General features: G+C 43.4%; 24 protein-coding genes, 1 tRNA gene, 1 pseudogene and 1 other annotated feature. Of the genes and pseudogenes, 4 read left to right on the forward strand and 22 right to left on the reverse strand.

Annotated features, from left to right (window positions below; genetic code table 11):
• Positions 1–439: 439 nt before the first annotated feature.
• The 9 genes from DQQ01_RS12005 to DQQ01_RS12045 all read right to left on the reverse strand — a co-directional run bounded on the left by DQQ01_RS12005 (position 440) and on the right by DQQ01_RS12045 (position 10332).
• The gene (locus DQQ01_RS12005; protein ID WP_111920231.1) at positions 440–1927 is read right to left on the reverse strand and encodes a lactate racemase domain-containing protein; all 1488 of its coding nucleotides are present in this window, start codon (positions 1925–1927) and stop codon (positions 440–442) included.
• 4 nt (positions 1928–1931) lie between these two features.
• Complete coding sequence (locus DQQ01_RS12010; protein WP_111920232.1) at positions 1932–2786, reverse strand: triose-phosphate isomerase family protein; 855 nt, start codon at positions 2784–2786, stop codon at positions 1932–1934.
• Positions 2787–2828: 42 nt separating this feature from the next.
• Positions 2829–4007 carry a diphosphate--fructose-6-phosphate 1-phosphotransferase gene (locus DQQ01_RS12015; protein ID WP_111920233.1) on the reverse strand — a complete coding sequence of 393 codons (1179 nt, stop codon included), beginning with the start codon at positions 4005–4007 and terminating at the stop codon, positions 2829–2831.
• A 227-nt stretch (positions 4008–4234) separates the two neighbouring features.
• Positions 4235–5299 (reverse strand): ABC transporter substrate-binding protein, encoded by a 1065-nt coding sequence (locus tag DQQ01_RS12020; protein ID WP_111920234.1) that lies wholly within the window; start codon positions 5297–5299, stop codon positions 4235–4237.
• Positions 5300–5356: 57 nt separating this feature from the next.
• Positions 5357–6148, reverse strand: a complete 792-nt coding sequence (locus DQQ01_RS12025) for an ABC transporter ATP-binding protein (RefSeq protein ID WP_111920235.1) — start codon at positions 6146–6148, stop codon at positions 5357–5359.
• On the reverse strand, positions 6124–6921 hold the full coding sequence (locus DQQ01_RS12030; protein ID WP_111920236.1) for an ABC transporter permease: 798 nt from the start codon (positions 6919–6921) through the stop codon (positions 6124–6126). The genes DQQ01_RS12025 and DQQ01_RS12030 overlap by 25 nt, the downstream gene beginning before the upstream one ends.
• Before the next feature lie 266 nt (positions 6922–7187).
• The gene (locus DQQ01_RS12035; RefSeq protein WP_111920237.1) at positions 7188–8339 is read right to left on the reverse strand and encodes a class II fructose-bisphosphate aldolase; all 1152 of its coding nucleotides are present in this window, start codon (positions 8337–8339) and stop codon (positions 7188–7190) included.
• A complete protein-coding gene (nagA, locus tag DQQ01_RS12040; RefSeq protein ID WP_111920238.1) occupies positions 8330–9505 on the reverse strand; it encodes an N-acetylglucosamine-6-phosphate deacetylase in 1176 nt (391 codons plus the stop codon). Before nagA ends, DQQ01_RS12035 begins: the two co-directional genes overlap by 10 nt.
• 2 nt (positions 9506–9507) lie before the next feature.
• Positions 9508–10332: a sugar phosphate isomerase family gene (locus DQQ01_RS12045; RefSeq protein ID WP_111920239.1), complete on the reverse strand. Its 825-nt coding sequence runs from the start codon at positions 10330–10332 to the stop codon at positions 9508–9510.
• Positions 10333–10552: 220 nt separating this feature from the next.
• On the opposite strand from DQQ01_RS12045, the gene DQQ01_RS12050 reads away from it, so the two are divergent.
• Entirely contained in the window at positions 10553–11287 is a 735-nt protein-coding gene (locus tag DQQ01_RS12050) for a LacI family DNA-binding transcriptional regulator (protein ID WP_242980369.1), read from the forward strand.
• Positions 11271–11615, forward strand: coding sequence for a substrate-binding domain-containing protein (locus DQQ01_RS16670; RefSeq protein ID WP_242980371.1), 345 nt, complete (start codon positions 11271–11273; stop codon positions 11613–11615). The genes DQQ01_RS12050 and DQQ01_RS16670 overlap by 17 nt, the downstream gene beginning before the upstream one ends.
• Positions 11616–11686: 71 nt before the next feature.
• Here DQQ01_RS16670 and DQQ01_RS12055 read toward each other — a convergent pair.
• The 3 genes and pseudogenes from DQQ01_RS12055 to DQQ01_RS12065 all read right to left on the reverse strand — a co-directional run bounded on the left by DQQ01_RS12055 (position 11687) and on the right by DQQ01_RS12065 (position 14673).
• Positions 11687–12182 (reverse strand): annotated as a pseudogene (locus DQQ01_RS12055) (dihydrofolate reductase).
• Between the two features lie 15 nt (positions 12183–12197).
• The gene (gene thyA / locus DQQ01_RS12060) at positions 12198–13049 is read right to left on the reverse strand and encodes a thymidylate synthase (protein ID WP_111920240.1); all 852 of its coding nucleotides are present in this window, start codon (positions 13047–13049) and stop codon (positions 12198–12200) included.
• Between the two features lie 283 nt (positions 13050–13332).
• Positions 13333–14673 (reverse strand): sodium-dependent transporter, encoded by a 1341-nt coding sequence (locus DQQ01_RS12065; RefSeq protein ID WP_111920241.1) that lies wholly within the window; start codon positions 14671–14673, stop codon positions 13333–13335.
• A 48-nt stretch (positions 14674–14721) separates the two neighbouring features.
• Positions 14722–15004 (reverse strand) — a binding site (T-box leader).
• A 208-nt stretch (positions 15005–15212) separates the two neighbouring features.
• Here DQQ01_RS12065 and DQQ01_RS12070 point away from each other — a divergent pair.
• On the forward strand, positions 15213–15707 hold the full coding sequence (locus tag DQQ01_RS12070) for a VanZ family protein (RefSeq protein WP_111920242.1): 495 nt from the start codon (positions 15213–15215) through the stop codon (positions 15705–15707).
• Positions 15708–15794: 87 nt separating this feature from the next.
• Here the strand turns inward: DQQ01_RS12070 and DQQ01_RS12075 are convergent, their stop codons facing one another.
• The 9 genes from DQQ01_RS12075 to DQQ01_RS12115 all read right to left on the reverse strand — a co-directional run bounded on the left by DQQ01_RS12075 (position 15795) and on the right by DQQ01_RS12115 (position 24004).
• Complete coding sequence (locus DQQ01_RS12075) at positions 15795–16757, reverse strand: biotin--[acetyl-CoA-carboxylase] ligase (RefSeq protein ID WP_111920243.1); 963 nt, start codon at positions 16755–16757, stop codon at positions 15795–15797.
• Between the two features lie 16 nt (positions 16758–16773).
• Positions 16774–17721: an ABC transporter permease gene (locus tag DQQ01_RS12080; RefSeq protein WP_111920244.1), complete on the reverse strand. Its 948-nt coding sequence runs from the start codon at positions 17719–17721 to the stop codon at positions 16774–16776.
• Positions 17721–18806, reverse strand: a complete 1086-nt coding sequence (locus tag DQQ01_RS12085; RefSeq protein ID WP_111920245.1) for an ABC transporter permease — start codon at positions 18804–18806, stop codon at positions 17721–17723. Before DQQ01_RS12085 ends, DQQ01_RS12080 begins: the two co-directional genes overlap by 1 nt.
• Positions 18806–20326 (reverse strand): ABC transporter ATP-binding protein, encoded by a 1521-nt coding sequence (locus tag DQQ01_RS12090; RefSeq protein WP_111920246.1) that lies wholly within the window; start codon positions 20324–20326, stop codon positions 18806–18808. The genes DQQ01_RS12085 and DQQ01_RS12090 overlap by 1 nt, the downstream gene beginning before the upstream one ends.
• A gap of 194 nt (positions 20327–20520) precedes the next feature.
• The gene (locus DQQ01_RS12095) at positions 20521–21714 is read right to left on the reverse strand and encodes a BMP family ABC transporter substrate-binding protein (protein WP_111920247.1); all 1194 of its coding nucleotides are present in this window, start codon (positions 21712–21714) and stop codon (positions 20521–20523) included.
• 114 nt (positions 21715–21828) lie between these two features.
• A complete protein-coding gene (locus DQQ01_RS12100; protein ID WP_111920248.1) occupies positions 21829–22755 on the reverse strand; it encodes an alpha/beta fold hydrolase in 927 nt (308 codons plus the stop codon).
• Positions 22756–22864: 109 nt separating this feature from the next.
• On the reverse strand, positions 22865–23251 hold the full coding sequence (locus tag DQQ01_RS12105) for a 4Fe-4S binding protein (RefSeq protein ID WP_111920249.1): 387 nt from the start codon (positions 23249–23251) through the stop codon (positions 22865–22867).
• A 142-nt stretch (positions 23252–23393) separates the two neighbouring features.
• Complete coding sequence (locus DQQ01_RS12110) at positions 23394–23732, reverse strand: cyclic-di-AMP receptor (RefSeq protein ID WP_111920250.1); 339 nt, start codon at positions 23730–23732, stop codon at positions 23394–23396.
• Between the two features lie 199 nt (positions 23733–23931).
• A tRNA-Gly gene (locus tag DQQ01_RS12115) sits at positions 23932–24004 on the reverse strand.
• Positions 24005–24161: 157 nt separating this feature from the next.
• Between DQQ01_RS12115 and DQQ01_RS12120 the strand changes: the two genes are divergently transcribed.
• Positions 24162–25496 carry an amidohydrolase gene (locus DQQ01_RS12120; RefSeq protein ID WP_111920251.1) on the forward strand — a complete coding sequence of 445 codons (1335 nt, stop codon included), beginning with the start codon at positions 24162–24164 and terminating at the stop codon, positions 25494–25496.
• A gap of 15 nt (positions 25497–25511) precedes the next feature.
• Here the strand turns inward: DQQ01_RS12120 and DQQ01_RS12125 are convergent, their stop codons facing one another.
• Positions 25512–26276 carry a nitroreductase family protein gene (locus DQQ01_RS12125; protein WP_111920252.1) on the reverse strand — a complete coding sequence of 255 codons (765 nt, stop codon included), beginning with the start codon at positions 26274–26276 and terminating at the stop codon, positions 25512–25514.
• Positions 26277–26352 lie beyond the last annotated feature (76 nt).

The following is a 26352-nucleotide window of genomic DNA, read 5'->3' on the forward strand; positions in this document are numbered from 1 at the left end:
TGCCTTTATGACGCTGCGAGCTGCATTATTGGAGCCGCCCACACCGATAATCACAAATACGTCCGCGTCCTCTCTGATTTTTTCTGCCAGTTCGCAAAAATAGTCCAGATTCGCCTGATTCGCCCATTCTTCTGTCCGAAACCACCCCAGAGCATCTTGATATTCCTTTTGTCCTTTTAAAATCTTCTCCAGAATCCCCTTTTTTTCTTCCATGTATACTGCCAATTCTCTGTTCAGCTGCGGATTTTTATCTTCTACTCTTAATCTCAGCATATGTTCTCCTTTCCAAAGTTGCAAGCCCCCGGCTCATTTTCTCCCATTTTATCAGTTCTCTAAAGAGAAAAGCAGGGCTGTCCCCCATAGACTTTGGAAAATTCTGTTTTTTCCACACAGCCATAAAAGACAGCCCTCATATTCTCACTTTATCTTTTCTTTCTTCTTATCCCATGCATGGGTGGCAGTGTCCATATGCGTCCATGCAGTCCTCTTCAGGATTCTTCATGCAAAGGTGAACCGCTGCCTTTTTAAAGGTCAGAGGCAGTGCCAGAATATTAGGATTTTCTCCTACAAATTTCTTCTTTGCATCTTCCAGAGCTTCTTCAAAAGTTGCTCTTGTCTTAAGACCCATACCTCTTGCATATCCCGGTTCCTGAGCGCCTACAATGTAAATCGCGCTGGTATTCATTTCTGCAATATGTCCGCAGGAAATCATACTGAAACCATGGAATGGGTGGAATGCATTAGTAAAGCGGTATTTGCGGATATACTCCTCGTTTGTTGCAAAGTATTCGCCGTAACGGTTCATATCCGGCAGAGTATTCATATAGTCATGCTGGAATAAATCATACATTTCTCTTAAGTACGGCCATAATTCATCATGGAAAAAGCCGTTACACAAAGAAGAACAGATAATCACGCAGTTGTCGCTCATCACACGTTTATAACGAAGTACCTGTGCGCTCAATGCCTGCATCATCATAATGGGATTGGTTCCCATGCCATCTCCGTAATGGAATTTCTGTGGCATACCAAATACCAGCACATCGTATTTTTTCTCTGCCCAGTGTACATAAGTTCTCTTGTCCGCCAGCTTCCAGCTTTCCGGCATCATTTCTTTCGCATAACCGGAATAAATGGCAATCTGTCTGGAATTTGTGTCCAGAACTGCGTCACAACAGAAGAAAGGGTGTCCCATTTTTTCTTCCATATGCATAGAAATCTCATCAAATTTGGTTCTCATAAGGCTGCCGCCGTTTACAGGAGTAAAGTCTTTTCTGTGCATAACAGAAGGAACGTGGTGGCTGGCAATGCTCTTCCAGTTTGTAATACCGGTTGCACTGTGCTTGTATCCGCCGGAATATCCCCCGTACGGATTTCCCTGTACATGACCGATTAAAATCGGAATATCACATTCAAAAACATATTTATTCATGTAAACCGGATCACCTCTTCTGGTGGTTCCCAGATTTACCATATGTTCCTGATCTTCACTGTCATGGCTGATAATCTGACCGGTATGCCAGAATTCATTGAACAGCTCTTCTCCGAAAATGGCTTTTGCATCAGATTCCTTGCTTCTTGGGTGAAGACCATTGGAAATAATGAATAAAATATCCTTTTTCTCCACACCGGCTGCGTAAAGCTCTTCCAGAATGTATTTAATACTTAATTTTCTGTGGCTGGTTGGCTGTTCTCCGCCTTTTACTCTGTCTGGAACAACAAAGGTAACGGTACTTCCCTTATGTGCCAGTTCTGTCAGTGTGGGCATACCGATGGGGTGCGCCAGACTTTCCAGATAAGCCTCTTTTAATTTATCCTCTGGTATGTAATCCGGGTCTTTTACGGTTTCACCCGGAATAAAAATGTCTGTATTATCCGGCAATTCTGCTGCCATGGTTCCCTGTCCGTATTCAAATTCTAACTTCATAATCTTAGTCCTCCTGTTTTCCTGCTTCTTTCATATAAAGGGAGATGATTTCCAGATATTCTTCCGGATAGTACCCGATTTCTCCCTGGAATCTGGTAAGTGCAATGAGTCCGCCGTCAATCTCCGGTATGGAAGCCAGCATGGCTGCATTGTCCTGTTTTAAGCCGCCGCCGTATACAATATCCATCCCCTCTGTCTTCTCTTTGACAAATCTGGCAATCTTCGTAATATATTCCTTATCTGCCGGAGTTTTTCCGGGTCCGATAGACCATACAGGCTCGTAGGCAATGGCTACCATATTTTTGTCTACGTCCTGCAGCCCGATTTCCAACTGCTCGCCCAGAACATCCTGCCACTGCTCCTGCTCCTCGCTCCTCTCTCCAATACAGTATAAAACCTTCAATCCCTGTGCTACGGCACATTTGATTTCCTGATTCAAAATACGATTCACTGCATTAGTATCCTTACAACCCGCTTCTGCCAGAATCCCGTTTAAGTTGTTTCTCTCCTCGCAATGACCAATGATAACTGCCTCACAGCCCGCTGCCTTCATAGCTGCTGCCGGTCTTCCTGTGGTAAATGCCCCGAAATTTCCTCCCGGCTGCACATCAGTTCTAAACACACCCTGACAGCCAACCTGTACCGGGCTTCCCTCTGTCTTTGCTTCCAGAGCAGAAAACAGATGTGCCTCTGGGAAAAACATAGCAAATTCCACATCTTTCTGTGCGTATGCTTTCAGCTTTTCCTGTGTTTCTCTTACAATATAGCTGCCCCATGTTCTGATGTCTGCAATGCGGTTTACCCCGCCCAGTTCTGCCGGTACATCAAATCTTTTTAAATTCAGATAAATATGTTTCATTCTTTTTTTCCTTTCTGTGCCTTATACTTTCAAAAACACATTTTATTTTTTTCCCATAAAGCTGTTAAAGGACACCATATCCGGCAATTCCTCTCCTATCAGAGGTCTGCACCAGTCCAGAAATGCCTGGGTAACGCCATTGCCTTTTTCATTGATAAATTCTTCCGGCATGGTTCTTTCATACATCATGACCTCGTCAATATCCACCAGAAAATCTTCGACTTTATATGGCGCCTCGGAAACACGTCTGAACGCCACCATTTTTCCGGATTCTCCCTGAAGAGCTGCCCTGCATGCCTTTTCTCCGGCAAGCTGTGCTTCCTGACAGTCAACCGGACTTTGCAGCCCAATGGAAGCCCTGCCTAAAAGTCCCGGTTTCTCCCCTCTTGCCTTATATCCCAGCTTTTGAATCACCAGATTGGCAAGATGAGAACTCACATCTCCGAAATACGTTGCTCTTTCTGTCTTAAACACCGGTTTTACCACCGGCTTTCCCTCTTTGTCAGTAAGACCTTCGCTGGCAACCACCACAATTCCGCTTTTTTCTTTCAGTTTTTCTTCTACATCTTTGATAAACTGTTCCTCATCAAAGGGACGTTCCGGAAGATAAATCAAATCCGGTCCATACCCTTTTTCTCCTGCAAGAGCGCTTGCTGCTGTAATCCAGCCTGCATTTCTTCCGGAAGCCTCCATAACTACCACATGAATAGGAAGGGAACGCACATCTGCACACAGCTCTTCTGTGCAGGCAGCAATGTATCTGGCTGCACTTCCGAAGCCCGGGCTATGATCTGTCACAGCAATATCATTATCTGTAGTCTTTGGAATTCCCATAACCCGAATGTCCAGATTTCTTGCCTGACATGTCTTATGCAGCTTTCCGCAGGTATCCATGGTTCCGTTTCCGCCGTTAAACAACACATACTTAATCTTTTTCTTTACCAGAATATCTGCCATTTTTTCATAATCTTCCTGCCAGATTGGATCTCTGGAGGTTCCGATTGCAGTTCCCGGTGTCTGTAAAAGCAACTTTAATTTTTCCTCCGGTATGTTTCCAAGTTCCAGGAAACGTTCTTCCAGAACACCTCCCGTTCCGTTTTCAGCGCCGTAAATGTGTTCCAGCTTTCCGGATTTTTTCGCTTCTTTTACTGCCCCGTACAGGGAAGCGTTTAAAACTGCTGTAGGACCGCCTCCATGTACAATTAATAAATTTTCTGCCATGTTCCTTTTCCTTTCTCACTGTGTTCTGAACTGCTTTGGAGTTTCTTCTATATAAAATACAGACTCTGCTTTAAGAAGTTCTTTGTCATAGGGAAAATCTGGTTTTCCATATGACAAAGAACAGGGGCTGCCGCTTTTTGTAATCTTTCGTTTACATCTGATTCGACAGCCCCTCCCCCATTTTTAATGCTCAGTTTTCATTCCAGATGCTCGTGACATACTGTTCTTTATTTACCTGCTTCTTCCATGATGTCGAATAATACATAATCTTCAACAGGAACTTCTTCTTTTACTTTTTCTGCTGTAATGAAGTTCTTCTGCTGGATTTCGTAGTAGCCTGCAATCTTTCCTTCTTCAAGCTCTGTTAAAAGTTCTTCAGAAGTAAGCCATGCACCGTCTGTTGTCTGACCCATTGCTGTTTCTACATCTGTTTTTGTTTCGTCTGCTACATATCCTGCAACTTCTTCATAGTTTTCTTCATTTGCACCAAAGTCCATTGCTTTGTAGAGAGCCTTTGTAAATCTTACCAAAAGGTCTTTGTTCTTCTCAGCATATTCCGGCATACATACCCAACTTGCAGGGTCTGCTGCAATATCAGAGAAGTCTGCGTTGCTTACAAAAATCTGTGCGTCATCTCCAACCTCGTCTGTAATAACCTTTGTGTTTGGTGACCATGGTGCACATGCGTCAATAGAACCGGAAATCATAGCACTTGGCATGTTTGTAACTTCCATATTGTATGGTTCAATGTCTTTCATTGTAAGACCTACAGATTCCAATGCACGAAGCAGAATGGTTTCAGAAGATGTACCAGAAGCATAAGCAACTTTTTTGCCCTTTAAGTCCTCCAAAGAGTTTACACCATGTGATTTCAGACCCATAACACAGTCTGCATCGCCCAACTGCTGGAAGCAGAAAATATCTACATTTCCCTGAATTGCCAGTGTATGAGCGCCAGGTCCGATATAAGCTACGTCCATGGAACCGGATTCCATTGCTGCGATTTCTGTAGGACCATCGTCAAATTTTGTCAGTTCTACCTCAATGCCTTCTTCTTCAAAATATCCCTTTTCCTGTGCTGTTTTTACAACCCAGAGAGATGCATAGTTTGGCATGTACGCAACTTTTACTTTATCCAGTTCTTTCTTTTCCTCTTTGCCTGCGTCTGCAGAAGCCTCTTTGTTTTCCTTTGTGTCTGTAGATGCCGCTTTGTCATCTCCGCCGCCGCAGCCAGCCAACATTGTCATTGCAGTTGCTGCTGCCAGTACCATTGCTAATAATTTCTTCTTCATGAAAAAATCCTCCTTAAAATATAGTTTTATGTTCTCACAGGTCGCCCCTTGTAAGTCCTATTTCCGAACCTCCAGGTATTCCTGGTATACCTGACCCCAAATATGATTTTTCAGTTCAATAAAACGTTCGCTCATTTTTGTTTCCTGATCTCTTGGATAAGGAATGTCAATGTCCACAACCTCTTTAATACGTCCAGGACGTGCGCTCATAATCACAACTCTGGTTGCAAGGACAATGGCTTCTTCAATATCATGTGTTACAAAGAAGCAGGTTTTGTGTTCTTCCTGCCATGCTTTCAGAAGTTCTGTCTGAAGCTGTGTTCTTGTCTGCGCGTCCAAAGCGCCGAAGGGCTCGTCCATTAAAAGCACTTCCGGATTCATTGCATAAGCTCTCGCAATGGCAACTCTCTGTTTCATACCGCCGGATAATTCTTTTGGATAGGAATCCGCGAATTTTTCAAGTTCTACCATTTTCAAATACTTCATGGCAATGCTTTCACATTCTTCTTTGGAAAGCCCCTTTAATTTCAGTCCAAACTCTACATTTTTCTTTACTGTCAGCCATGGAAACAGCGCATACTGCTGGAATACCACGCCGCGGTCTGTTCCGGTTCCCTGAATCGGCTTGCCGTCTACCAGAATCTGTCCTGCTGTAGGCTCTAAAAGTCCGGCAATAATATTTAACAGAGTGGATTTTCCACAACCGGACGGTCCGATTACACAAATAAACTCATTTTCCTTAATATCAAAATTAACACCATTCAGAGCAACAACCTCCCCCTTGCGGGTATTGTATTTTTTCTCTACACCCTGAATGCTTACTTTTATATTTCCCTCTTTTCCTGCCATGATGTTAACTTCCTTTCAAAGTATTTAAGAACTTTCTCAGCCAGCATACCGATTACACCGATAATAATGATGTACAGCAACATTGGCGTTGTTTCATAGGAGTTTGCCAAAGACTTGATTCTCATACCAAGACCTGCAATAGCACCTGTAGATTCTGCTGCAATCAAAGTCGTAAGCGCTGTGGAGATACCAAGTCTGATTGCTGTAATAATAAATGGTGTAGTTGCCGGAAAAATAACCTTCACGAACAACTGTGCGTCATTTGCTCCCAGTACTCTTGCTGCCTTAATCAATGTTTCGTCCACATTAATAACACCCTGGAAAATGGTAACTGTCATAATCAGGAAGGTTGCCAGGCAGATAACGATAATCTGAGGTGTACGACCTACACCAACACCAATAACAACCAACGGTACATAAGCTAACGGTGGGATATTTCTGATAAACTGAATCCATGGCTCCAGAATAAATCTCACCGGTCTGTACCATGCCATCAAAAATGCCACCGGTACAGAAATTACAAATCCCAAAAGGAAGCCCCAGAATACAGAAATCAAACTGCTTCCGATATCCTGCAGAAGAATTCCTCTTTCGCCCTGCATAAGTCCAATTGATTCCAATACCTTCAGTGCATTAGGAAAACATCTTGCTGTCTGCGGTGTCACAGATAACAGTGTCCACACAAGTATCGCAACAACGAATGAAATCAACAGCCATATCCCTTTTGGTATTTTGCTGACAAAATCAGCGCCGCCCTTGTTCTTTTTCCCCATTTTAAACCTCCGCTTTCTTTCGTTTCGGCATTTCGCACCAAAACATGTTTCTTATTTGTTTTTCTATTGACATTATCCCCTATACAAAGTTTGTTTTCAACCTGATTTTAAGCAAACGTTTGATTTACTTTGTGTATTTTTTATCATTCTCAGAATATACTTTTGCATATCTTAGCAAAAAGAAACAAAGAGAGCAGAGTCCCCTTTTTATCCGGTTCTCTGCTCTCTTTATTTTTCTGTGCAATCTGCACCTTTCTTCTGTCTTTTTACATTTTTTTATAACGTTCTGCCATCTCTTCCAGAGAAACCTGCTCTACCAGCGGCGCTTTTCCAAAAGAACCAAACTCTACAATCAGAGTTCCGATGGCCTCTTTCACACCTTTTTCAATTACAGAAACCAATTCTGCTCTGTCTTCATCAGGAACAATGCCGTACATAACGGTATCCATAATCGGAGGAAGAAAGGCTCTTGGGTCAAACTGGTCTTTTTTCTCTTCCAAAAGTTTGTATACACCGCCAATAGACGGGCTGTTTCTCTTTTCCGGATTCTGTGCAAAGTATTCCTTCATATTTCTTGTAACAGCCAGACGAATATCTGTATCCACATTGATTTTTCCAATACCGCATGGAATTGCAGCCTTTAATTCCTCTATTGAAATGCCATATGCATTCTGAATGTTTCCGCCTAACGCATTGATTTCGTCTACAATGTATCTCGGCACAGTAGAAGAACCGTGGGATACCAGAACGCCAAAAAGGTTTTCATGCATCATACATTCCTTAATGGCAATGGCAATTTCTTTTCTCAGCTTTACATCTTTTCCCTTAGAAGCCCCGTGCATGGTTCCGTAGGAAATAGCCAGGGCATCGCAGCCTGTCTTTTTGAAAAATTCCACTGCTTTTAACGGATTGGTATAGGTAGAAGTTGCGGAAAATACATGGTCTTCCACACCTGCCAGCACACCCAGCTCACCTTCTACGGAAACCCCTCTTTCGTGGGCGTACTTTACAACCTCTCTTGTCAGTTCTACGTTTTCTTCAAAAGGAAGAGAAGAACCGTCAATCATAACAGAAGTATAGCCACCTTCAATGGCTGCAACGCAGGAATCAAAGTTTTTTCCGTGATCTAAGTGCAGAACAACCGGAATCGGAGAATTTTCCGCATATTTCTTTACTGCTGCAGCAATATTTTTCGCACCGATTTTTTTATCTTCCAGGGTTGCGTTCTGAAAGTCTGTACGTCCGCCCATGAATCCGTTTGCAAGGTCAGCGCCCTGCAGAATGGCTGCAGAACGGAACATTTCATGCACCTCAATGGCTGCCTTTGCCTGTGCAACTGCATTTACATTAAAAGCGCCCTGTGCAAAGTGATATTTGTCAACGGTTTCCAGCAATGGTCTTAATGGTATTAATGGCATGGTGTTTCCTCCTGTTTTTTAATTTTCTTCCCTTTTACAAAGGTATCTGTAATATTATAAGCATCGTCTAAAATGAGAATATCAGCGTCCTTTCCCTCTTCCAGGCTTCCGATATGCTCCTCTGCACGAATCAGTCTTGCAGGATTCATGGTAAGCAGAGGAAGTACGTCCTCCATGGATTTTCCTGTAAACTCTACCAGACGCTTCAAAGCGGTTCCTGTTGTCAGTGTACTTCCTGCACGAACGCCGTTGGGAAGTTTGGCATCTCCCTCTTCCACAATAACATCGTTTACCCCCAGTTTGTAAGCGCCATCGGGAAGACCTGCCGCCATAATGGAATCCGTTACAGCCACTACCCGGTCATATCCCTTTGCCTTCAGAATCATACGCACACTGCCCGGGTGCAGATGCCGTCCGTCGCAGATAGCTTCACAGTACACATCGTCTGCTTCCAGAACGGCTCCCATAATAGCCGGAAAATGCTGGTGGAATAATTTCATGGCATTGCAGGTATGGGTACATGCCATAGCTCCGTTTTCAATACATTTTCTGGAGGTTTCGTAATCTGCCCCTGAATGTCCAATGGCAACCGTGATTCCCATATCCCTGATAGCTGGAATTGCCTCCGGAATCCCCTCTACCTCCGGTGAAACTGTAATGTAACGTACATTTCCCTCTGCCTTTTCCTGATATTCCTTTAACAAGTCCAGGTCAGCACCTCTTAAAAGAGATTCCGGCATTGCACCTTTAAACTCCACAGACAAAAACGGACCTTCCAGATGAATTCCCAGTAAATCTGCACAGTTCTCATGGTCTGCTTTATGCTTTAGCACCTCGCCAATGACTTTTTCTGTCTGTTCTTTCGTATCTGTAAGAATAGAGCAAAGCCAGGTTGTAGTTCCCTGTGTGGCGAAAAAGTGTCCAATTTTCTCTAAATCCTCTTTTGAGGCAGCATTTACATCAAAGCCGCAGCCGCCATGAGTATGGATATCAATGAAACCGGGAACTACTGCCTTTCCCTTTACATCGTAAACCTCTCCGTCTGTGATTGCTTCGGACGGACTGCAAATTTTCGTAATCACACCGTTTTCCATACAGAGATTTTTTCTCTCCAGACGACGCTTTTCATAGCGATATACATATCCGCCTGTAATCCAGGTCTTCATACTTATCCCTCCAATGCAGCTACAAATTCTGTGATTTTCAGGTTAATGTCTGCATGATCGGTAAGAAGAGATACCGGGAAATCAGAAGTTGCTTCTCCATATGCGGTACGGCGTACCACAGCTCTGTGCCAGTTTCTGAAGCAGCCCAGTCTGATTTTTCTTGCATGGGCAATTTCATAAATACCAATGGTTACGCAATAATGAGGCATATCCTCTAAAGCCCCGTTAAAATCTCCGATTGCGTTGGCTGTTCTGGTTTCCTTTGTAATCTCCAGAACTCTGGTTTTCTGCGCCAGAAATTCTTCGTTGCTCAGGGAAGGATCTGCTTCGTTAAATGCCACATGTCCGTTGATGCCGATTCCACCAAAGCAAATATCCACGCCGCCCAGCTCTTCAATTAAATTTGGTATGTAGTCCAGATTTTCCGGATCCGGGAAAATGCGCTGTTCCTTTGGCATTACCAGTTCTTCGTCGATTTTTTCGTATACAACCCGGTTCATAAAACCACGGAAGCTGAGGGGGTGTGTTTCAGGAACCCATTTTTTTTCATCGTCCAAATACTCATCCATATTGATAAACCACACATTTTTCAGGCTGATTCTCTCCTTGTTTACCTTTTCCACAAAGAAAGGATACTGTCCAACAGGACCTACCGGGCAAATGAAAACCGTTTTTTCGCCCTTTTCATTGTGCGCCTTAATTTCCTCTGCCATTTCCTCTGCCATGGAACGGAAAACCGCTTCGTTGTCTTCCATAACCAACACAGGAAGTTTTGGATTGTTGTTTAAAAGTTCCTCTTTGGTATAACCGTAATATGCATGTTTCATATCATTCTTCCTTTCCATACGACCTCTATTTTAGCATAAAAGCTCATCTTGTTATTTCCGATTATACGATAAGGCTCATACATTTTCAACAAACCTTCACCAAAAAGCCCTTGTTTTTGTATTCTTTTTAAGCAAACGTTATCTTATATTTTATTGTCATTATCCGTCATTTCAGTTATAATATGCTTATCTATTAACTCTTGTATTGTGAGGTTTGAATATGACTCTAAAAGAAATTGCACAAAAAGCAAATGTATCTATTTCTACGGTTTCCCGTGTAATTAACCAAAAAAACACAAAAGCAGCAAGCCCGGAGGTGCAGGAGCGCATCTGGGAAATTGTCCGGGAAAGCGGTTATACCCCGAATACTTCTGCACGGGCATTAAAAATGGGAGCAAAAGCGCCGACTGCCATCATGGCTTTGCCGAAAACGATTTCCTGTATTTACGCAAGAGGAGAAGCCGCTGTTTCTGACCTTTTCTTCTCCCACATTGCAAAAGCCATTGAACAGGAGGCTTTCAAAAGTAATTTTTTCATCAAACATTCTTTTACGGCTCTTGATATTGCCAACACAGAGGTAGCTGCCCGTATCGCAAACTCTCCTGCAGACGGAGCCGTCATTCTGGGGCGTTATGACAAGCAGATATTAAAATTTTTCACAGAACATTACAAGCACATTGTGTACGCAGGCTTAAATCCCATGGGAACCAAATATGACCAGGTGGTCTGCGACGGAAGAGAAATTACCTTCAGCGCAATTTCCTACCTTCATGAGCTGGGACACACCAAAATCGGCTATATCGGAGAGCAGAACAACGAAATCCGCTATACTGCCTTTAAGGAAGCTCTGAAGTCCTTAAACCTTCCCTTTTTGCAGAAAAATACAGCAAACGTAAAACTTTCCCACGAAGGGGGGCTATCAGGGCGCCTATCATTTAATGGAAGCAAAATCTGATGTCACTGCCATTTTCTGTGCCAACGACAATACTGCTATTGGAGCCATTAAGGCGATTCGTGAAAAAGGTTATCGGATTCCGGAGGATATTTCCATTATCGGCGTAGATGACATTGAAACCGCCCAATATCTATCTCCCATGCTGACCACTGTACATATCCCCATGGAAGAAATGGGGCAGCTTGCTTCCAAAATTCTCATTGACCGGATTAACGGAGGTCATCGGATTCCCCTTAAGGTCATGCTTCCCTTCCACATTGCCAAAAGGGATACCTGTGCAAAGCCGGCGCGGAACGGAAAAACCTTTCTGAATGCACCCGTCGGATAACAAAAAGCCGCACAAAACAGCAGTCAGAAATGCCTGACTTGGGTTTTGTGCAGCTTTTTTATTACAGATATTTATTTATTTTTTACCCTCTCATAAGTTCTAAATTCATACTCAATATCAAAGTATGTCTGCTCTTCGCTTCTTCCTGTTACCTTCCACTCTCCCTCTTTATCCAAATCCGGGAAAAAGCTGTCTGCCTCATAGGCAAAATCTATTTTTGTCACATATGCTTTACTGCAGTAGGGAAGCATCTGTTTATATACGCTGTCGCCACCGATAACATAAACCTCTTCCTCATATTTCTTTGCTTCTTCCAAAGCCTCTTCTACACTGTGAACCACAACTGCACCCTTTGCCTGATAATTCTTATCTCTTGTAAGCACAATGTTCACTCTGTTTTTCAGAGGAAGCCCTCCCGGAAAGCTTTCCAGTGTTTTTCTTCCCATAATCACCACATTTCCGGTAGTTGTATTTCTGAAAAATTTCATATCTGCCGGAATACTGACCAGCAGCTTGTTGTCCTTCCCAATTCCCCAGTTCGCGTTCTGCCGCTACAATTAAATTCATATCTTTTCTCCTCTTTTAAACTGCAATAGGTATATTCTTAATCTGCGGACCTGCCTGATAATCCTCTACAATCAAATCCGCTGTGGTAAATGCATAGAAATCCTTCACTTCCGGATTCAGGGAAACCTTTGGTGCAGGATAAGCTTCTCTGGAAATCAACTCCTTTACTGCCTCCACATGACGGTCATAAATATGTGCATCTGCAATCACATGTACCAGTTCTCCGGGAATCATATCATTAACCTGCGCTACCATCATGAGAAGAATGGCATACTGGCACACATTCCAGTTATTTGCTGCCAGCACGTCCTGGGAGCGCTGATTCAAGACTCCGTTCAACACCAGCCTTTCGCTGTTTCTCTCCTTTGTCACATTATAGGTCATGCTGTAGCAGCAGGGATCCAAAGCTCCGCTGTGAAGATATTCAAATTGATACAGATTTGTCATAATTCTTCTGCTATAGGGATTTTCCTTTAATTGCTTTAACACATAATCCATCTGGTCGGTTTCTTCTCCCTTGTAAAGAAACTTCTTTCCCACCACATCTCCGTAACAGGTTCCGATGGAACCGTCCTCATCTGCCCATGCGTCCCAGATGTGTGCATTTAAATCATGAATGTTGTTGGATTTCCTCTGATATATCCATAAAATCTCGTCCATACAAGTTTTCAATGCCGTTTTTCTAAGAGTCAGCGCCGGAAATTCCTTCCGTAAATCATAACGGTTTACCACGCCGAAGCGCTTAATGGTATAAGCGCTCTCTCCGGTATCCTCCCATTTAGGGCGCACCTTCTCCCCCTTTGTATCTGTTCCATTCTCCAGAATATCACGGCACATAGAAATAAATAAATTATCTGCTAAACTCATACTGATTTCCTTTCTGTTCTGCAAAACTGCCCGCTTGGATTGCACGTTGTGCAATCATTATACCACACGCGCAGAAAAGGAAGCGCCGCAGGGCATTTTCTTTTCAAGCTGTGGCTTTCCGGGTATAATCTGCCACTTTGTGGCAGCAAGCCGAAGCATTGGCTTGGATTGCACGTTGTGCAATCATTATACCCCATTCCGCTTCTTTTTACCACAAAAAAAGAGCGGCTCAGAAATTAGAATTTCCTCCCGTATTTCCAAGCCATTCTCTTCTTATTTCTTTCTATAAAGAAGTCACAAAAACTGCGGCAATCAGCACCGGCAGAACAAATTTAACCAGCACAGACCACACGCCTGCCAGTTTAAATTCTGCCTTTCCTTCATTAGTAATTTCCCGCACTGCATTTTTAGATTTCCATACCCAACCAATAAAGATGCAGGCAAGGATTCCGCCAATAGGCAGGGACACATTGGACACCAGATAATCCGCCAAATCAAAGAAACTCTTTCCGGCAACCTTAATATCACTCCACATGCCAAAGCTCAAAGCACATGGAATTCCAAGGCAGGTAATCAATCCTGCTGAAATCACAGCCGCCTTTGTCCTTGTCACATGGAAGGTATTGACTGCAAAGGATACCACAACCTCCAGATAGGCAATACTGGTAGAAACAGCTGCAAATAATACCAGCACAAAGAAAATCACGCCGAATATTTTACCTCCCGGCATTTCTCCAAATACAGTGGGAAGTGTCTGGAACATCAGACTCGGACCGCTCTCCGGGTCAAAGCCAAACGCAAATACTGCCGGTAAAATAGCGAAGCCCGCAATCATGGCAACCAGTGTATCAAAGAATGCAATGCTTCCCGCACTTTTTACAATTTTCTGGTCTTTTCCAAGATAAGCGCCATAGGTAATCGTTGCCCCTGTTCCAAGGGAAAGAGAAAAGAACACCTGTCCCAAAGCCGCCAGAAATGCCCCTGGTGTCAACTTGGAAAAATCAGGCTTCAGGAAAAATTCAATACCCTTTTCCGCTCCCGGAAGTGTACAGGAACGCACCACAATTACCAGCATACAAAGCACTAAAAGCGGCATCATAATTTTGCATGAACTTTCGATTCCCTTCTGAATACCTCTTACTACAATCAAGATGGTAATCACCATAAAAATCAGATAATATACAATCTGGCTTCCTGCGTTGGTTGTAAAGGTCTGAAAAAATTCGCTTCCCTTATCTGACGCACCTGTCACAGAGGCAAAAATATAACGAATAACCCAACCGCCTAAAACTGCATAATAAGATAAACCGATAAAACTGGTAATCACAGCCAGAATTCCCACACCGCCCCACTTTTTATTCAGCGCCTTATAGCTTCCGAATGCATCTTTTCCTCCGGCGCGGCCTATAGTAATCTCTGCTATAATCATGGGAATTCCCACCAGGAAAATACAAATCAGGTACACCAGAACAAAAGCACCGCCCCCGTTTTCTCCTACCAGCATAGGAAATCTCCAGAGATTCCCCATACCCACAGCAGAACCGGCTGCTGCCATAATAAATCCCAGACTGCCAGACCATTTGGCTGTGTCCGTGTTTTTCTTGCTTTCTGTTTGTTGACTCATATGCCCCTCCTTTTGACAATGAAAAAAGACCTCCGCCCCTGTATTATACATAAGGACGAAGGTCATATACTTCGTGGTACCACCTTAATTCATTCCTGTCCTGCAGGAACCTCTGCGGATACGGGAAACTGCCTTTTTTCTCTTTCGGCTTATACTTTTACTTCCTTATATCCAGGCGCTGTAATGGGCGCTCCCATCGCAGCCTATGCAACTTATGCAGTCGGTGCGAAGCTCCAAGACCATCTTCCATTCTCTTCTCCGCACTTCTTCTCACCCACCGAAGCTCTCTTTGCCGTTTCCAAAAATGTACTCTTCTTTTCATTGCCGTTTCTTATTTTTTCTGCTTTACAGTATAAAACCCTATTTCTCTCTTGTCAAACCTTTCTCTAAAGTTTTTCAAAACTTTACAAATCTTACAAAAAATGGTACTCTTTCTTAGTAAATTCCTCAAAAGTAGTTTTACCTTTTATACAAGAAAACTCTCTGATTTTTGTTGGAAATACCCACTAACCTGAATTACATTCAGAAAGGAGTCCCTTATGAAAAAATTCATCATCTACTTACTAAAACCTTTTTCCTTCCTGCCTGCAATTGCCATGATGTATCTCATTTTCAGCTTTTCTGCTCAGACAGGAACCGAATCCGGCAATTTAAGCCATGAAATCAGCTATCACCTTGTTTCTGTTGCTGACCGCGTTCTGGATAAAGGTCTGTCTGAAGAAGAGAAAAATGCCTATGCCGATAAAATCGAATTTCCGGTACGCAAACTGGCACATATGACAGAATACTTCATTCTTGCCATTTGCATGTCTTTTCCCCTCTATGTATATGGCGTCCGGGGCTTCTGGCTGTTTCTTCTGGCAGGTCTTCTCTGTGTGGGATTTGCCTGTACAGATGAATTTCATCAATCTTTCGTAGCAGGAAGAGGGCCTTCCAAACGTGATGTAGCCATAGACAGCACAGGCGCTTTATTCGGCATTATTCTGGTACAGATTTTCTGCCACAGTTTTACACCTTCCAGACGAAGAAGATAAACACTTACAGGATAACATTTTCCTGTAAAACAAAAACGGTTTTCCCAAAGGACTCCAATCCTTCCAGGAAAACCGTTTTCTTATTTTTTACCATAGTTCCAGAGATACATCGGTTGCTGACAGGATTTCTTCCTGTCCCTGCTCATTTCGGATAACCAGTCTGCCGTCCTCTGAAATTCTCTCTGCCAGCACTATCCGGCTCTTAAAATCAGAGTGAAGTTTTATTTTTCTCCCCGGAATTATATTCCACGCTATATATTCTCCGGGAATTCCTTTTTTCTCCACTTCTTTCAAAAGACAGTTGACAATACAGGCAGCCAGACGGTTTCTATCCACCTGCTGACCCTTTTGCAGAATAGTTCCTGCCTTTTGTCGCAGTTCCCCGGGAAAGCCCTCTTCCGGTTCATAGAGATTCAGTCCGATTCCCACCACTGCAAATTCAATATCCCCTGTTTCAAAATCTGTAACTGCCTCTGTGAGAATTCCACACACTTTTTTACCCTGCAAATACAGATCATTCACCCATTTAATGTCCAATGAAACACCACAGGATTCCCTTACAGCTTTGCACACAGCAACAGCTGCTGCCGCTGTCATTTCCAGACTCTCCTGAACTGTTTTTCCCGGATACAACAGAACACTGAGATACAAGCCACTTCCTTTGGGCGAATAAAAGCTGCGCCCCTTTCTCCCTCTGCCCTCTATCTGGCTGTTTGCAGCCACAAAGGAACCATGGGGCAGCCGGCTCTCCAGGGCTTTCTGTTTCATCACCTGACTGGTGGACGAAATCTCCTGAAAAACCTGTATCTCCACCTCCGGATTTTCCAGAAAACACCGGACAGCTTCCCCAGACAAAATATCATTTTCCTGACAAAGAGCATACCCCTTATTTGTCACAGCCTGAATCTGATACCCCTCCTGCCTGAGGCTTTTCATGGCCTTCCACACTGCTGTCCTGGATATGTCAAGCTGCTGTGCCAGCTCTTCCCCTGACAGATAACTGCCCTTTTGTTTTTCCAGAAGCTCCAGAAGCTTTGATTTTGTTGACATTTCCTTTTCCTTTCTGTTACCGCTCTTCACGGAAATAATTCACACCGCAGGATTTCGGCTGAGAATTTTCTTTTGAAGAACGAATAGATGTCATAATCAATACTACAATGGTCATTAAAAACGGTATCATATCAAAAATAGAGCTTGGAATTACCTGAGGTACATAGTATTTCAATACGCTGAAACCACCGAATACCAGGGCAGCCAAAATGGCTCTGTTTGGATTCCAGGTTGCAAAAATAACCAATGCCACTGCAATCCAGCCAAGACCATTGACACAGCTTGTTACCCATACACCGTTGCAGATAATCATAGAACAATATGCACCGCCAATACCGCAAAGGCCGCCGCCCAACATCAGATTTAAGTATTTCAGCTTTGTCACAGGGATCCCCGCTGCATCTGCTGCTGCCGGATTCTCTCCTACAGCCCGAACATTCAGACCGGTCTTTGTTCTATGAAGATAAATCGCGCATAAGATTGCTGCTGCAATGCCCAGATATACAAAAATATTGTAGTTAAACAACAGTTTTCCAATCACCGGAATGTCTGTAAGGAAAGGAAGCTTCACCTTTCCCAGACTGTCCAGAATCCCTTCCGGCAGTTTCAGAGAAGTATTTCCGCTTTTCTCCCGGACAAAATCTCCCACAAAGTTACTAAATCCAATACCAAAAATAGTCAGAGTCAGACCCGTAACATTCTGGTCTGCCATAAAAGTAACAGTTAACACTGCGTAGATTAAAGCGCCCAGCATACCTGTGACAAATGCTGCTGCAAGAGCCAGAACCAGATTGTCTGTCCAGTATCCCACGACAAAGCCGCCCACTGCACCAATGGACATCATACCTTCTACACCCAGGTTCAGATGTCCTGCTTTTTCGTTGATAATTTCTCCCAAAATCCCGAAAAGCAGTGGCGTTCCGGCAAGAACCGCTGCTACAAAAAAGTTTACAAAAAAATCCATTATGCCTGTCCTCCTTTCCTGCGTGTCACAAATTTATACCGTACAAAGAATTCACAGCCCAGTACAAAGAAAAGGATAACACCCTGAAGTACATCTGCGGAATAGGCAGACAGGCCGTGCGCAGACTGCATAACTGTACTTCCCTTTTCCAAAACTGCAAAAAGGAAGGATACCACCAGAATTCCCACTGGATTTAACTGTGCAAGCCATGCCACAATAATGGCAGTAAAGCCCACTCCTCCTGCCACAGAGGTTGTCAGTGTCAGGTCTGAACCGCTGGCCTGCACCATACCTGCAATACCGCAAATACCGCCGGAAAACGCCATGGTACGAAGCACAATTTTCTTATAATTCATACCTGCATAATTAGCAGTAGCACGGCTTTCTCCTACTACGCCGATTTCATATCCCTGCTTTGTAAATTTCAGATAAACATAAACAATGACAACCAGCACCAGACCAATAAGCCAGCCTGCATGCACACCGAAAATTTTGTCAAGCTGGGCGCTTTCCCCAAATCTGGCAATCTTCGGGAAGCCGGAAGAATTGGGATCCTTCCACGGACCGTCGCGCAAAAAGGAAATCAAATACAGCGCCACATAGTTTAACATCAAAGTAAACAGTGTTTCGTTTGTATCAAATTTTGCCTTGAAAAATGCAGGAATCAGCCCCCACAGGGCGCCGCCCAACATACCTGCCAAAAACATACAGATCATCAACAACCAGTGTGGGAAATCCCAGCAAAACAGCGCAAAATATGTTGCGAAGATAGCTCCCATGATAATCTGTCCTTCTGCCCCAATGTTCCAGAAACGCATCTTAAACGCCAGAGTAATACCCAAAGCCGGTATCAGAAGAGGCACCATAAGCTTAATAGTTGCCTGAAATGCCATGGTACTTCTAAATGCACCGGATATAATTGTTCCATATACAGAAAACGGATTATATCCGATAAAAAGGATAAACAATCCTCCTGCCAAAATGGCAAATAACACAGATAGAAGGCGCAGACGGATAATCTGTCCATGAGGTCTTTCGCTTCTCTTTTCAATACGAATCAGAGGTTCTTTCTTCTTAGTTTCCATTAGCCCTCTTCCCTCCTCTTACCAGTCATCATCAATCCCAACTCCTCTTTTGTAGTGGTTTTTGCATCTACCACCCCTGTAGACTCTCCATGACACATCACCATGATTCTGTCTGAAATCTGCAGAAGCACGTCCAAATCCTCTCCGATAAAGAGAACTGCAACTCCTTTTTTCTTCTGCTCATTGAGCAAATCGTAAATTGTATAAGAAGAATTGATGTCTAGTCCGCGGACAGGATAAGCGGTTACCAGAACAGAGGGATTGGATTCAATTTCTCTTCCCAGAAGCACCTTCTGCACATTTCCTCCTGACATAAGACGCACTGGCGTGTCAACACTGGGTGTTACCACCTTTAGCTTTTTCACCAGATCCTCTGCCATTTTTCTGGCTGGCTTTCTGTCTATAAAAATACCCTTATTCTTATCATAGGTTTTCAAAAGAATATTATCCACCATACCCATGGAAGCCACAAGCCCCATACCCAGACGATCCTCTGGTACAAAGCCCAGACTGATGCCCAGATTGGCAATTTCTCTCGGTGTTTTTCCTACCACATTTTCTTTATTATGAAGAATTGCACCCTTATCCACCGGAATTAACCCTGCAATACTTTCACACAATTCCTTCTGTCCGCTTCCGGCAACTCCGGCAACTCCCAGGATTTCTCCAGCCTTGATTTCCACACTCAAATCCTTGACTGCCATGGTTCCGTCCGGGGACTTTACGGAAAGATCCACAATTTTCAGCCTGGTAAATACATTTTCACATTCCGGACGCTGAATTTCCAGAGTAACCGGACGGCCTACCATAAGCTCTGTCAACTGCTTTTCATTAGTTTCACAGGTATTGACTGTGTCAATACTCTGTCCTTTTCGCAAAATCGTTACCCTATCGCTGATTTCCATAACCTCGTTCAACTTATGGGTAATAATAATAATAGCACTGCCCTGCTCTCTCATTTTTCTGAGAATTGCAAAAAGTTTTTTTGTTTCCTGTGGGGTAAGCACTGCGGTAGGTTCATCTAAAATCAAAATATCTGCATTGCGATATAACACTTTCAGAATTTCTACGGTCTGCTTTTCACTGACAGACATATTATAAATTTTCTTTTCAGGCTCAACCTCCAGCCCGTATTTTTCTGTCAGCTTTAAAATACGTTCTTTTAATTCTTTTGGCTTTACTCGTTTTCCTTCCATTCCCATAGCTACATTATCCATGGCAGAAAATACATCTACCAGCTTAAAATGCTGATGAATCATGCCGATTCCCAGCTTTCCTGCGTCCATGGGGGAATTAATGGTTACTTCTTTCCCATTCACCTTAATAATGCCTTCGTCAGGGTGATAAATTCCTGAAATCATATTCATCAGCGTTGTTTTACCGGATCCATTTTCTCCCAGAAGCGCCAGGATTTCTCCTCTGCGGACTTCCAGATTAATATGGTCATTGGCAACTACACTTCCGAAGGTTTTGGTAATTCCCTGAAGCTCAATGGCATTCTCCTTCTTCTCCAAAGCCAACTCGTGTCACCTCTCATTTCTTTTGTTTCTGCTGTTTTACAGCATACAGATTTATTGTATCATAAGAAAGAACTGCCGCACAAGAACTTTTCTGCAAAATCAAAACTGCGGCAGCGGGCATCTGTGGAAATCTCTCCACCTGCGCCTGCTGCCGCAGCCTTATTTTTTCTTCTGATTCAACTTATCTGAAATATCTATTTTACCACGATATTCTTATAATACCAGTTAATACCGCCTGTAATGGTTGCATCATCTAAAGTCTTTCCGTCTTCTCCTATGGTCTTTCCGTCATTTGTTTCCAGAACACCGTCAAATACATTGAAGCCGTCTTCTACAATTTTCTTTCTTGCCTCATCTACCTTTTCCTGTGTTCCCGGTGCAACCAGATCTTCATTTAAAGGAGTAATGTCCACCAGGCCATCGTCCATACCGCCGAAGTAGTTTTCAGCAGTCCAGGTTCCGTCAATTACCTGCTGTACAGCCTGTGTATAATATACACCCCAGTTCCATACAACAGATGTCAAAGTAGCTTTTGGTGCATCTTTTTCCATATCAGAGTTGTATCCAACGCCCCAGACACCTGCGGATTCTGCTTCTGTCTGTGGGTTCGGAGTATCGCAGTGCTGACCGATAACATCACAACCCTCTGCAATCAGAGCTTTTGCTGCATTGGTCTCCTCTGTAGGAGAAAGCCAGCTATTTGTAACCTTTACATATACTTCTGCATCAGGGTTTACCTCTGCAACACCAATGGCAAATGCATCAGCGCCGCCGGTTACCTCTGAGTTTTCAGAGCCCATAGCTGCTACATAACCGATTTTGTTGCTCTCTGTCTTCATACCTGCCACAATACCGGATAAGTATCTTGCCTGATAAATTCTTCCGAAATAATTGTTGAAGTTTGTATCGTTTGATTTATAGCCTGTACCATGTGAAAAAATAACTTCCGGATACTCCTCAGCAAGCGCTTCACAGGTATCCATATAGTTGAAGCTTGTTGCAAAGATAATCTGGCAGCCCTCTTCAATACACTCTCTCATTGCCTGCTCTGTCATAGTAGGATCTTCATCGGGAATGTTGTTTTTTCTGATAATCTGGCTGTCATCAAGACCCAGTTCCTTCTGCATTTCTACAATCCCCTGGTCATGGGCATAGCTATATCCGGAACCATCTGCAGGGTCACCAATATGGATAACGCCTACTTTTAAGTCTTCCTTTGCTACCGGTGCAAAGCTGCTTTTACCAGCTTCTTTGTCCTCTCCTGCCTCTGCGTTTCCCTCTGTTTTAGAATTTTCTTTTTCCTCCACAGCCTGCTGCTGTCCGCAACCTGTCATCAATGTTCCGACCATGGCAATAGAAAGTAACACACCTAAGATTTTCTTCTTCATGATTTTCCTCCTAAAGTTTTAAATGTTATCATAGATTTTACAAATTTCTCCATGAAACTACATCATAGCACCATATATCTGTTTTTTCAACTGCCTTTTGGTTTTTTATATCATTTACAAATTCCGCTGTTTCTCAAGATACTGCAAAATATTTTTGTAAACCTCTTCTTTTCCCTCTTCATTCAGGATTTCGTGGCGCATTCCCGGATACCTCTTTCCTGTTACCTGTCTGTATCCCATTTTTTTCAAAAACTGCAGCTCCTGTACAAACTTTCTTCCGTTTCCAATACAGGGGTCATCTTCTCCTCCCAGAAACAAAACAGGAAGTTCCTTGTTTCTTACCTTCCAGCCTTTTTTGCTGTAAGTACCTTTCATCAGCCTAAAGAGGCTTTCAAACCCATCTGTAGTAAATACAAATCCGCAAAAAGGCGATGCGTCATAGGCTTCTACTACTTCGTTGTCTGAGCATATCCAGGCAGAGGTGCTGTCCTCCTTTTTAAATCTTGCCACACAGGGGGCAAAGGCCAGCGTCTGAATCTCCTTACTTCTGTAGCCGCCACCCTTTCGTTTTTTCTGCAATTTTGCCAGGGCAAGCCCCAAATCCACTGCCCGGTTTTTGCTTGGCGGTCCTGTGAGAATCAGCTTGTCCAGCTCCCTGTCATACTCCTTCAGGTAATTTCTGGCAACCAAAGTTCCCATACTATGTCCCAGCATATAAAAAGGAATCCCCTGAAACTTTTCCTTTGTCCACTTTGTCACCTGATGCAAATCCTCTACAATCCCTTTTGCCCCGGTGTTATAAAAATAGCCCAGGTCTTCTTCTCTTCTGACACTCTTTCCGTGTCCTCTATGGTCATGAATCACTGCCGCATATCCATGTTCTGCCAGAAATTCCATAAACGGCAGATAACGCTCTTTATGTTCGCTCATGCCATGAGAAATCTGAACCACCCCCTTTTTCCTACCCTCCGGCTCTGTCCAGAGTACAGACAGGGTAAGACCGTCCTGCTCAGAATGGATTTCTGCTATATTTCGTATCATCAAACCGCCTCCTTTGCCGTTTCTTTTTCTGTAAATGGAAAAACCGGCGCCTTATACGCACAAAATATGCTTTAAAGCGCCAGTCTTTGCTGTCTTCTGATTAATCTGCTTAATCTTCTACTATTTCCAAAACATCTGCCGGACAGGCTTTTGCACAAATACCACATGCAATACATTTGCTGCTTACCGGTGATTCTTCTGCTTTTACCATAACGCCAAACGGACATGCCTCTACACATTTGCCGCAGCCTGTACATTTTTTCTTATTTATCATGTATACGCCCTTTGCATTCTGTGTAATTGCCCCTTCCGGACAGGCTTTTGCACATTTACCGCACTGTACACATACCATAGGCTTCGCATCGCCTTTTTTCTCAATAATCTGAATACAGGACTTGTCCGGGTCAAATTCTTTATAAAAGCTTTCAGAACATGCTCTTACACACTCCAGACATGCCATACATTTTGCACCTTTTGTAACTTTCAGTTTCTTCATGGTAAAATCCTCCGCTTTCGTGATAAAATTCATCTGCGCATAACGCATTTCAGGGTTGTTATCATCTGATAATTTTACCATTTTATCCTGAATTTCACAAGCAGATTTTCATAGTTCCAGTAATTTGCTGCCTAAAATACTCCTACAGCTTCAGGAATTGCTCTACATTTACAATAAATACCGTTGCCCCTCCTACGTCAATGGTAACAGGAGGCGCTGCATATCCAAGCACCGGTCCTTTGGTACCTGCAGAATACGCCGGTGTAATCATAACCTCTTTTCGTCTGGAGCATTCTTCTTTAATAATGTTCAGCACAGTATCTACCTTTTCATCTTCTGTACCAATCATCAATGTGGCATTGCCCTTTCTCAGGAATCCGCCTGTACTGGACAGCTTTGTCACACTGATTTTCTCCTTATTCAGCCGTTCTATTACAAATCCCTCGTCTTCTTTTCGTACAATGGCAAATATCATTTTCATAAAGCATACCTCCTTCAGCCCCTCGGCTTCTACCCGCCTATACAACAGCAGGCATTTTTTATGAAGCCTATTATACCACACTTCCCGTTTAAAGCCAATATTTTATCACATTAAAGTTTTCATTTCATAAGACGCATTTTCCTATAAAATAACAAAAGACAGACATCTCTGTCTGTCCTTTGTTTCTGGAAATAAAAAAAGCGCGAGACGGGACTCGAACCCGCGGCCTCGACCTTGGCAAGGTCGCGCTCCACCAACTGAGCCACTCGCGCATGTTGTGTTTGATTTGTTATCTCAAGCACAGGTAATACTATACTATAAAGCTTTTTATTTGTCAACAATATTTTTAAATTTTTTTGCCTTTTTTCGCACTGCCTTTGAAAGATATGCTATACTAAAAGAAATTCTTCAAAGAAAGGACGGATTTTCATGGATATAAATACATCTGAGTTGGATTGTCTGGTGCAGAAATATGAGGAACTTCTGACTTCCACAGCAGACACTCTCTGGGATTATGCAGAAACTGCCTATCAGGAAATTAAATCCTGCACCCTTTTAAAAAAACACCTCTGTTCTCATGGTTTCACCCTTCTTCCCACTTCCCCGCAGCTCCCCACAGCTTTCGCGGCAAAGTATGGAAGCGGCAGACCGGTTATCGGACTGTTGGGAGAATACGATGCCCTGCCTGATATGGCACACCCGGCGGACTGCTTTTTACCCACAGAACCAACTTCCTGCCTGACTTCTGCTGGTCACGGCTGCGGACATCATCTTCTTGGAACCGGGCTTCTGGCCGCTGCCCTGTTCTTAAAAGATCTTATGGACAAATACCAACTTCCCGGCACCATTATCTACTTCGGTTGTCCGGCAGAAGAAAACGAAGCCGGAAAAAGCCAGATGCTCGCACAGGGCTTTTTCCGTGATGTCGATGCCGCTTTTTCCTGGCACCCTCATGCACAGTCCGGTATTTTCAACCAATCTTTGGCAAATCAGCGGGTATCCTACACCTTTACCGGCACCAGCGCCCATGCTTCCCTGGCGCCTCATCTGGGCAGAAGCGCCCTGGACGCCTGCGAATTAATGAATATCGGGGTCAATTATTTAAGAGAACACATGCCTGATAATGCCAGGATTCACTATGCCTACTTAAATGCCGGAGGCAAACTTCCCAATATTGTTCCTGCCAAAGCCCAGCTTTTGTACGCCATACGTTCTCCCCAAAGCCGGGAAGCCGCAGAGCTTAGAAAGCGTGTAGACCGCATTGCTGCAGGCGCTGCTCTGATGACGGATACAAAAGTGGACATTCAGACACGTTGTATTTATGACAGCCTTCTGCCCAATCCTTCTCTGGACAGACTGCTGTTAAAATATATGAAAACCTTCTCTCCTGCTATATACACACCCGAAGAGGTTTCTTATGCTGCACAGGCAGAAAAAGTTCTTGGAAACCCCGCCTGCGACATGCCCTTATGCACACTTCCAGACCTTTCTCTTACACGGAAAACCGGGATTTCCACTGATGTGGGAAATATAAGCCAAAAGCTGCCCTGCACAGCCTTTATGACCGCCTGTTATGCAAAGGATACTCCGCTGCACCATTGGACAGCTGTTGCTCAGGGAAAATCTTCCATTGCACACAAAGGCATGCTGACAGCCGGAAAAATCCTCGCAGCCAGTATCTGGGAACTACTGCTTTCCCCTGAAATCATGGAACATGCTCAGAAAGACTTTTTAACAGAAAAAGTGAAACGGGATATTGCTTAACCGCAACACCCCGTTTCAGGTACGCAAAATCGCACTGAGTACATATTGATTATTTGGAAAATTCTTATGGGTAATATCCTCCAGGCGGATTAAATCCACGTCCAGCCACAACTCCTCTGCCACTACCATAAGATGTGAAAACATAATACCAAAATTCATCTCCTCATATTTGCCCATATGCCCTACGGTATGCTTTTTTGCAAATACATGAATCCGGTTGTCATAAACCACAAATCTCCATGGCTGACTGTTCATACTGGACGGGGACAGACGCGCTGCCTCTAAAAGCTGTTTCATCCACTGACGGGGAACTTCCTTATAGACACACAGTTCTTTCAAATCCATGCGCTTTGCATCGACCGCCTTTCTGGTATAGCTTCCCTTGCTTTTTCCAAAAGCCATGGTAATCATAAATTTCAGGTTGCCCTTATGCGGATTTCCCAGCTTTGGTTTTATGCCGCCCAAAAAGCAGGTTCCCAGACCTCTGGTACACAAAAACAGCGCAATCTGTTCCATAATATACCCTGCATTCATTTGTGCCAAATCCTTTTCTTCAGAATAAAAGGAAATGTAATAAGGCGCTTTTACTCCCAGAAAATGGATTCTCTTATTCTGTCCCTTTGTATTGTCAAGAATGGAAATTTCAGTACGAATCCCCGGATTCAGACCTTCAATCTGTTCATAAAAATCCCTTAATTCCTGCAAAAGCTCACTACTCACAGGCTCCATCTCGTAGCTGCGTACAGATTTTCTTAAAAAAATTGCTTCATATAAATTCATACTCTCACCTTCAGCTTATTCGTAACAATATTTTAACATACAAAATTTGAATTGCAATGATTATTTTCTAAAATTT

This window comes from Blautia argi (assembly GCF_003287895.1).
GTDB lineage: Bacteria > Bacillota > Clostridia > Lachnospirales > Lachnospiraceae > Blautia > Blautia argi.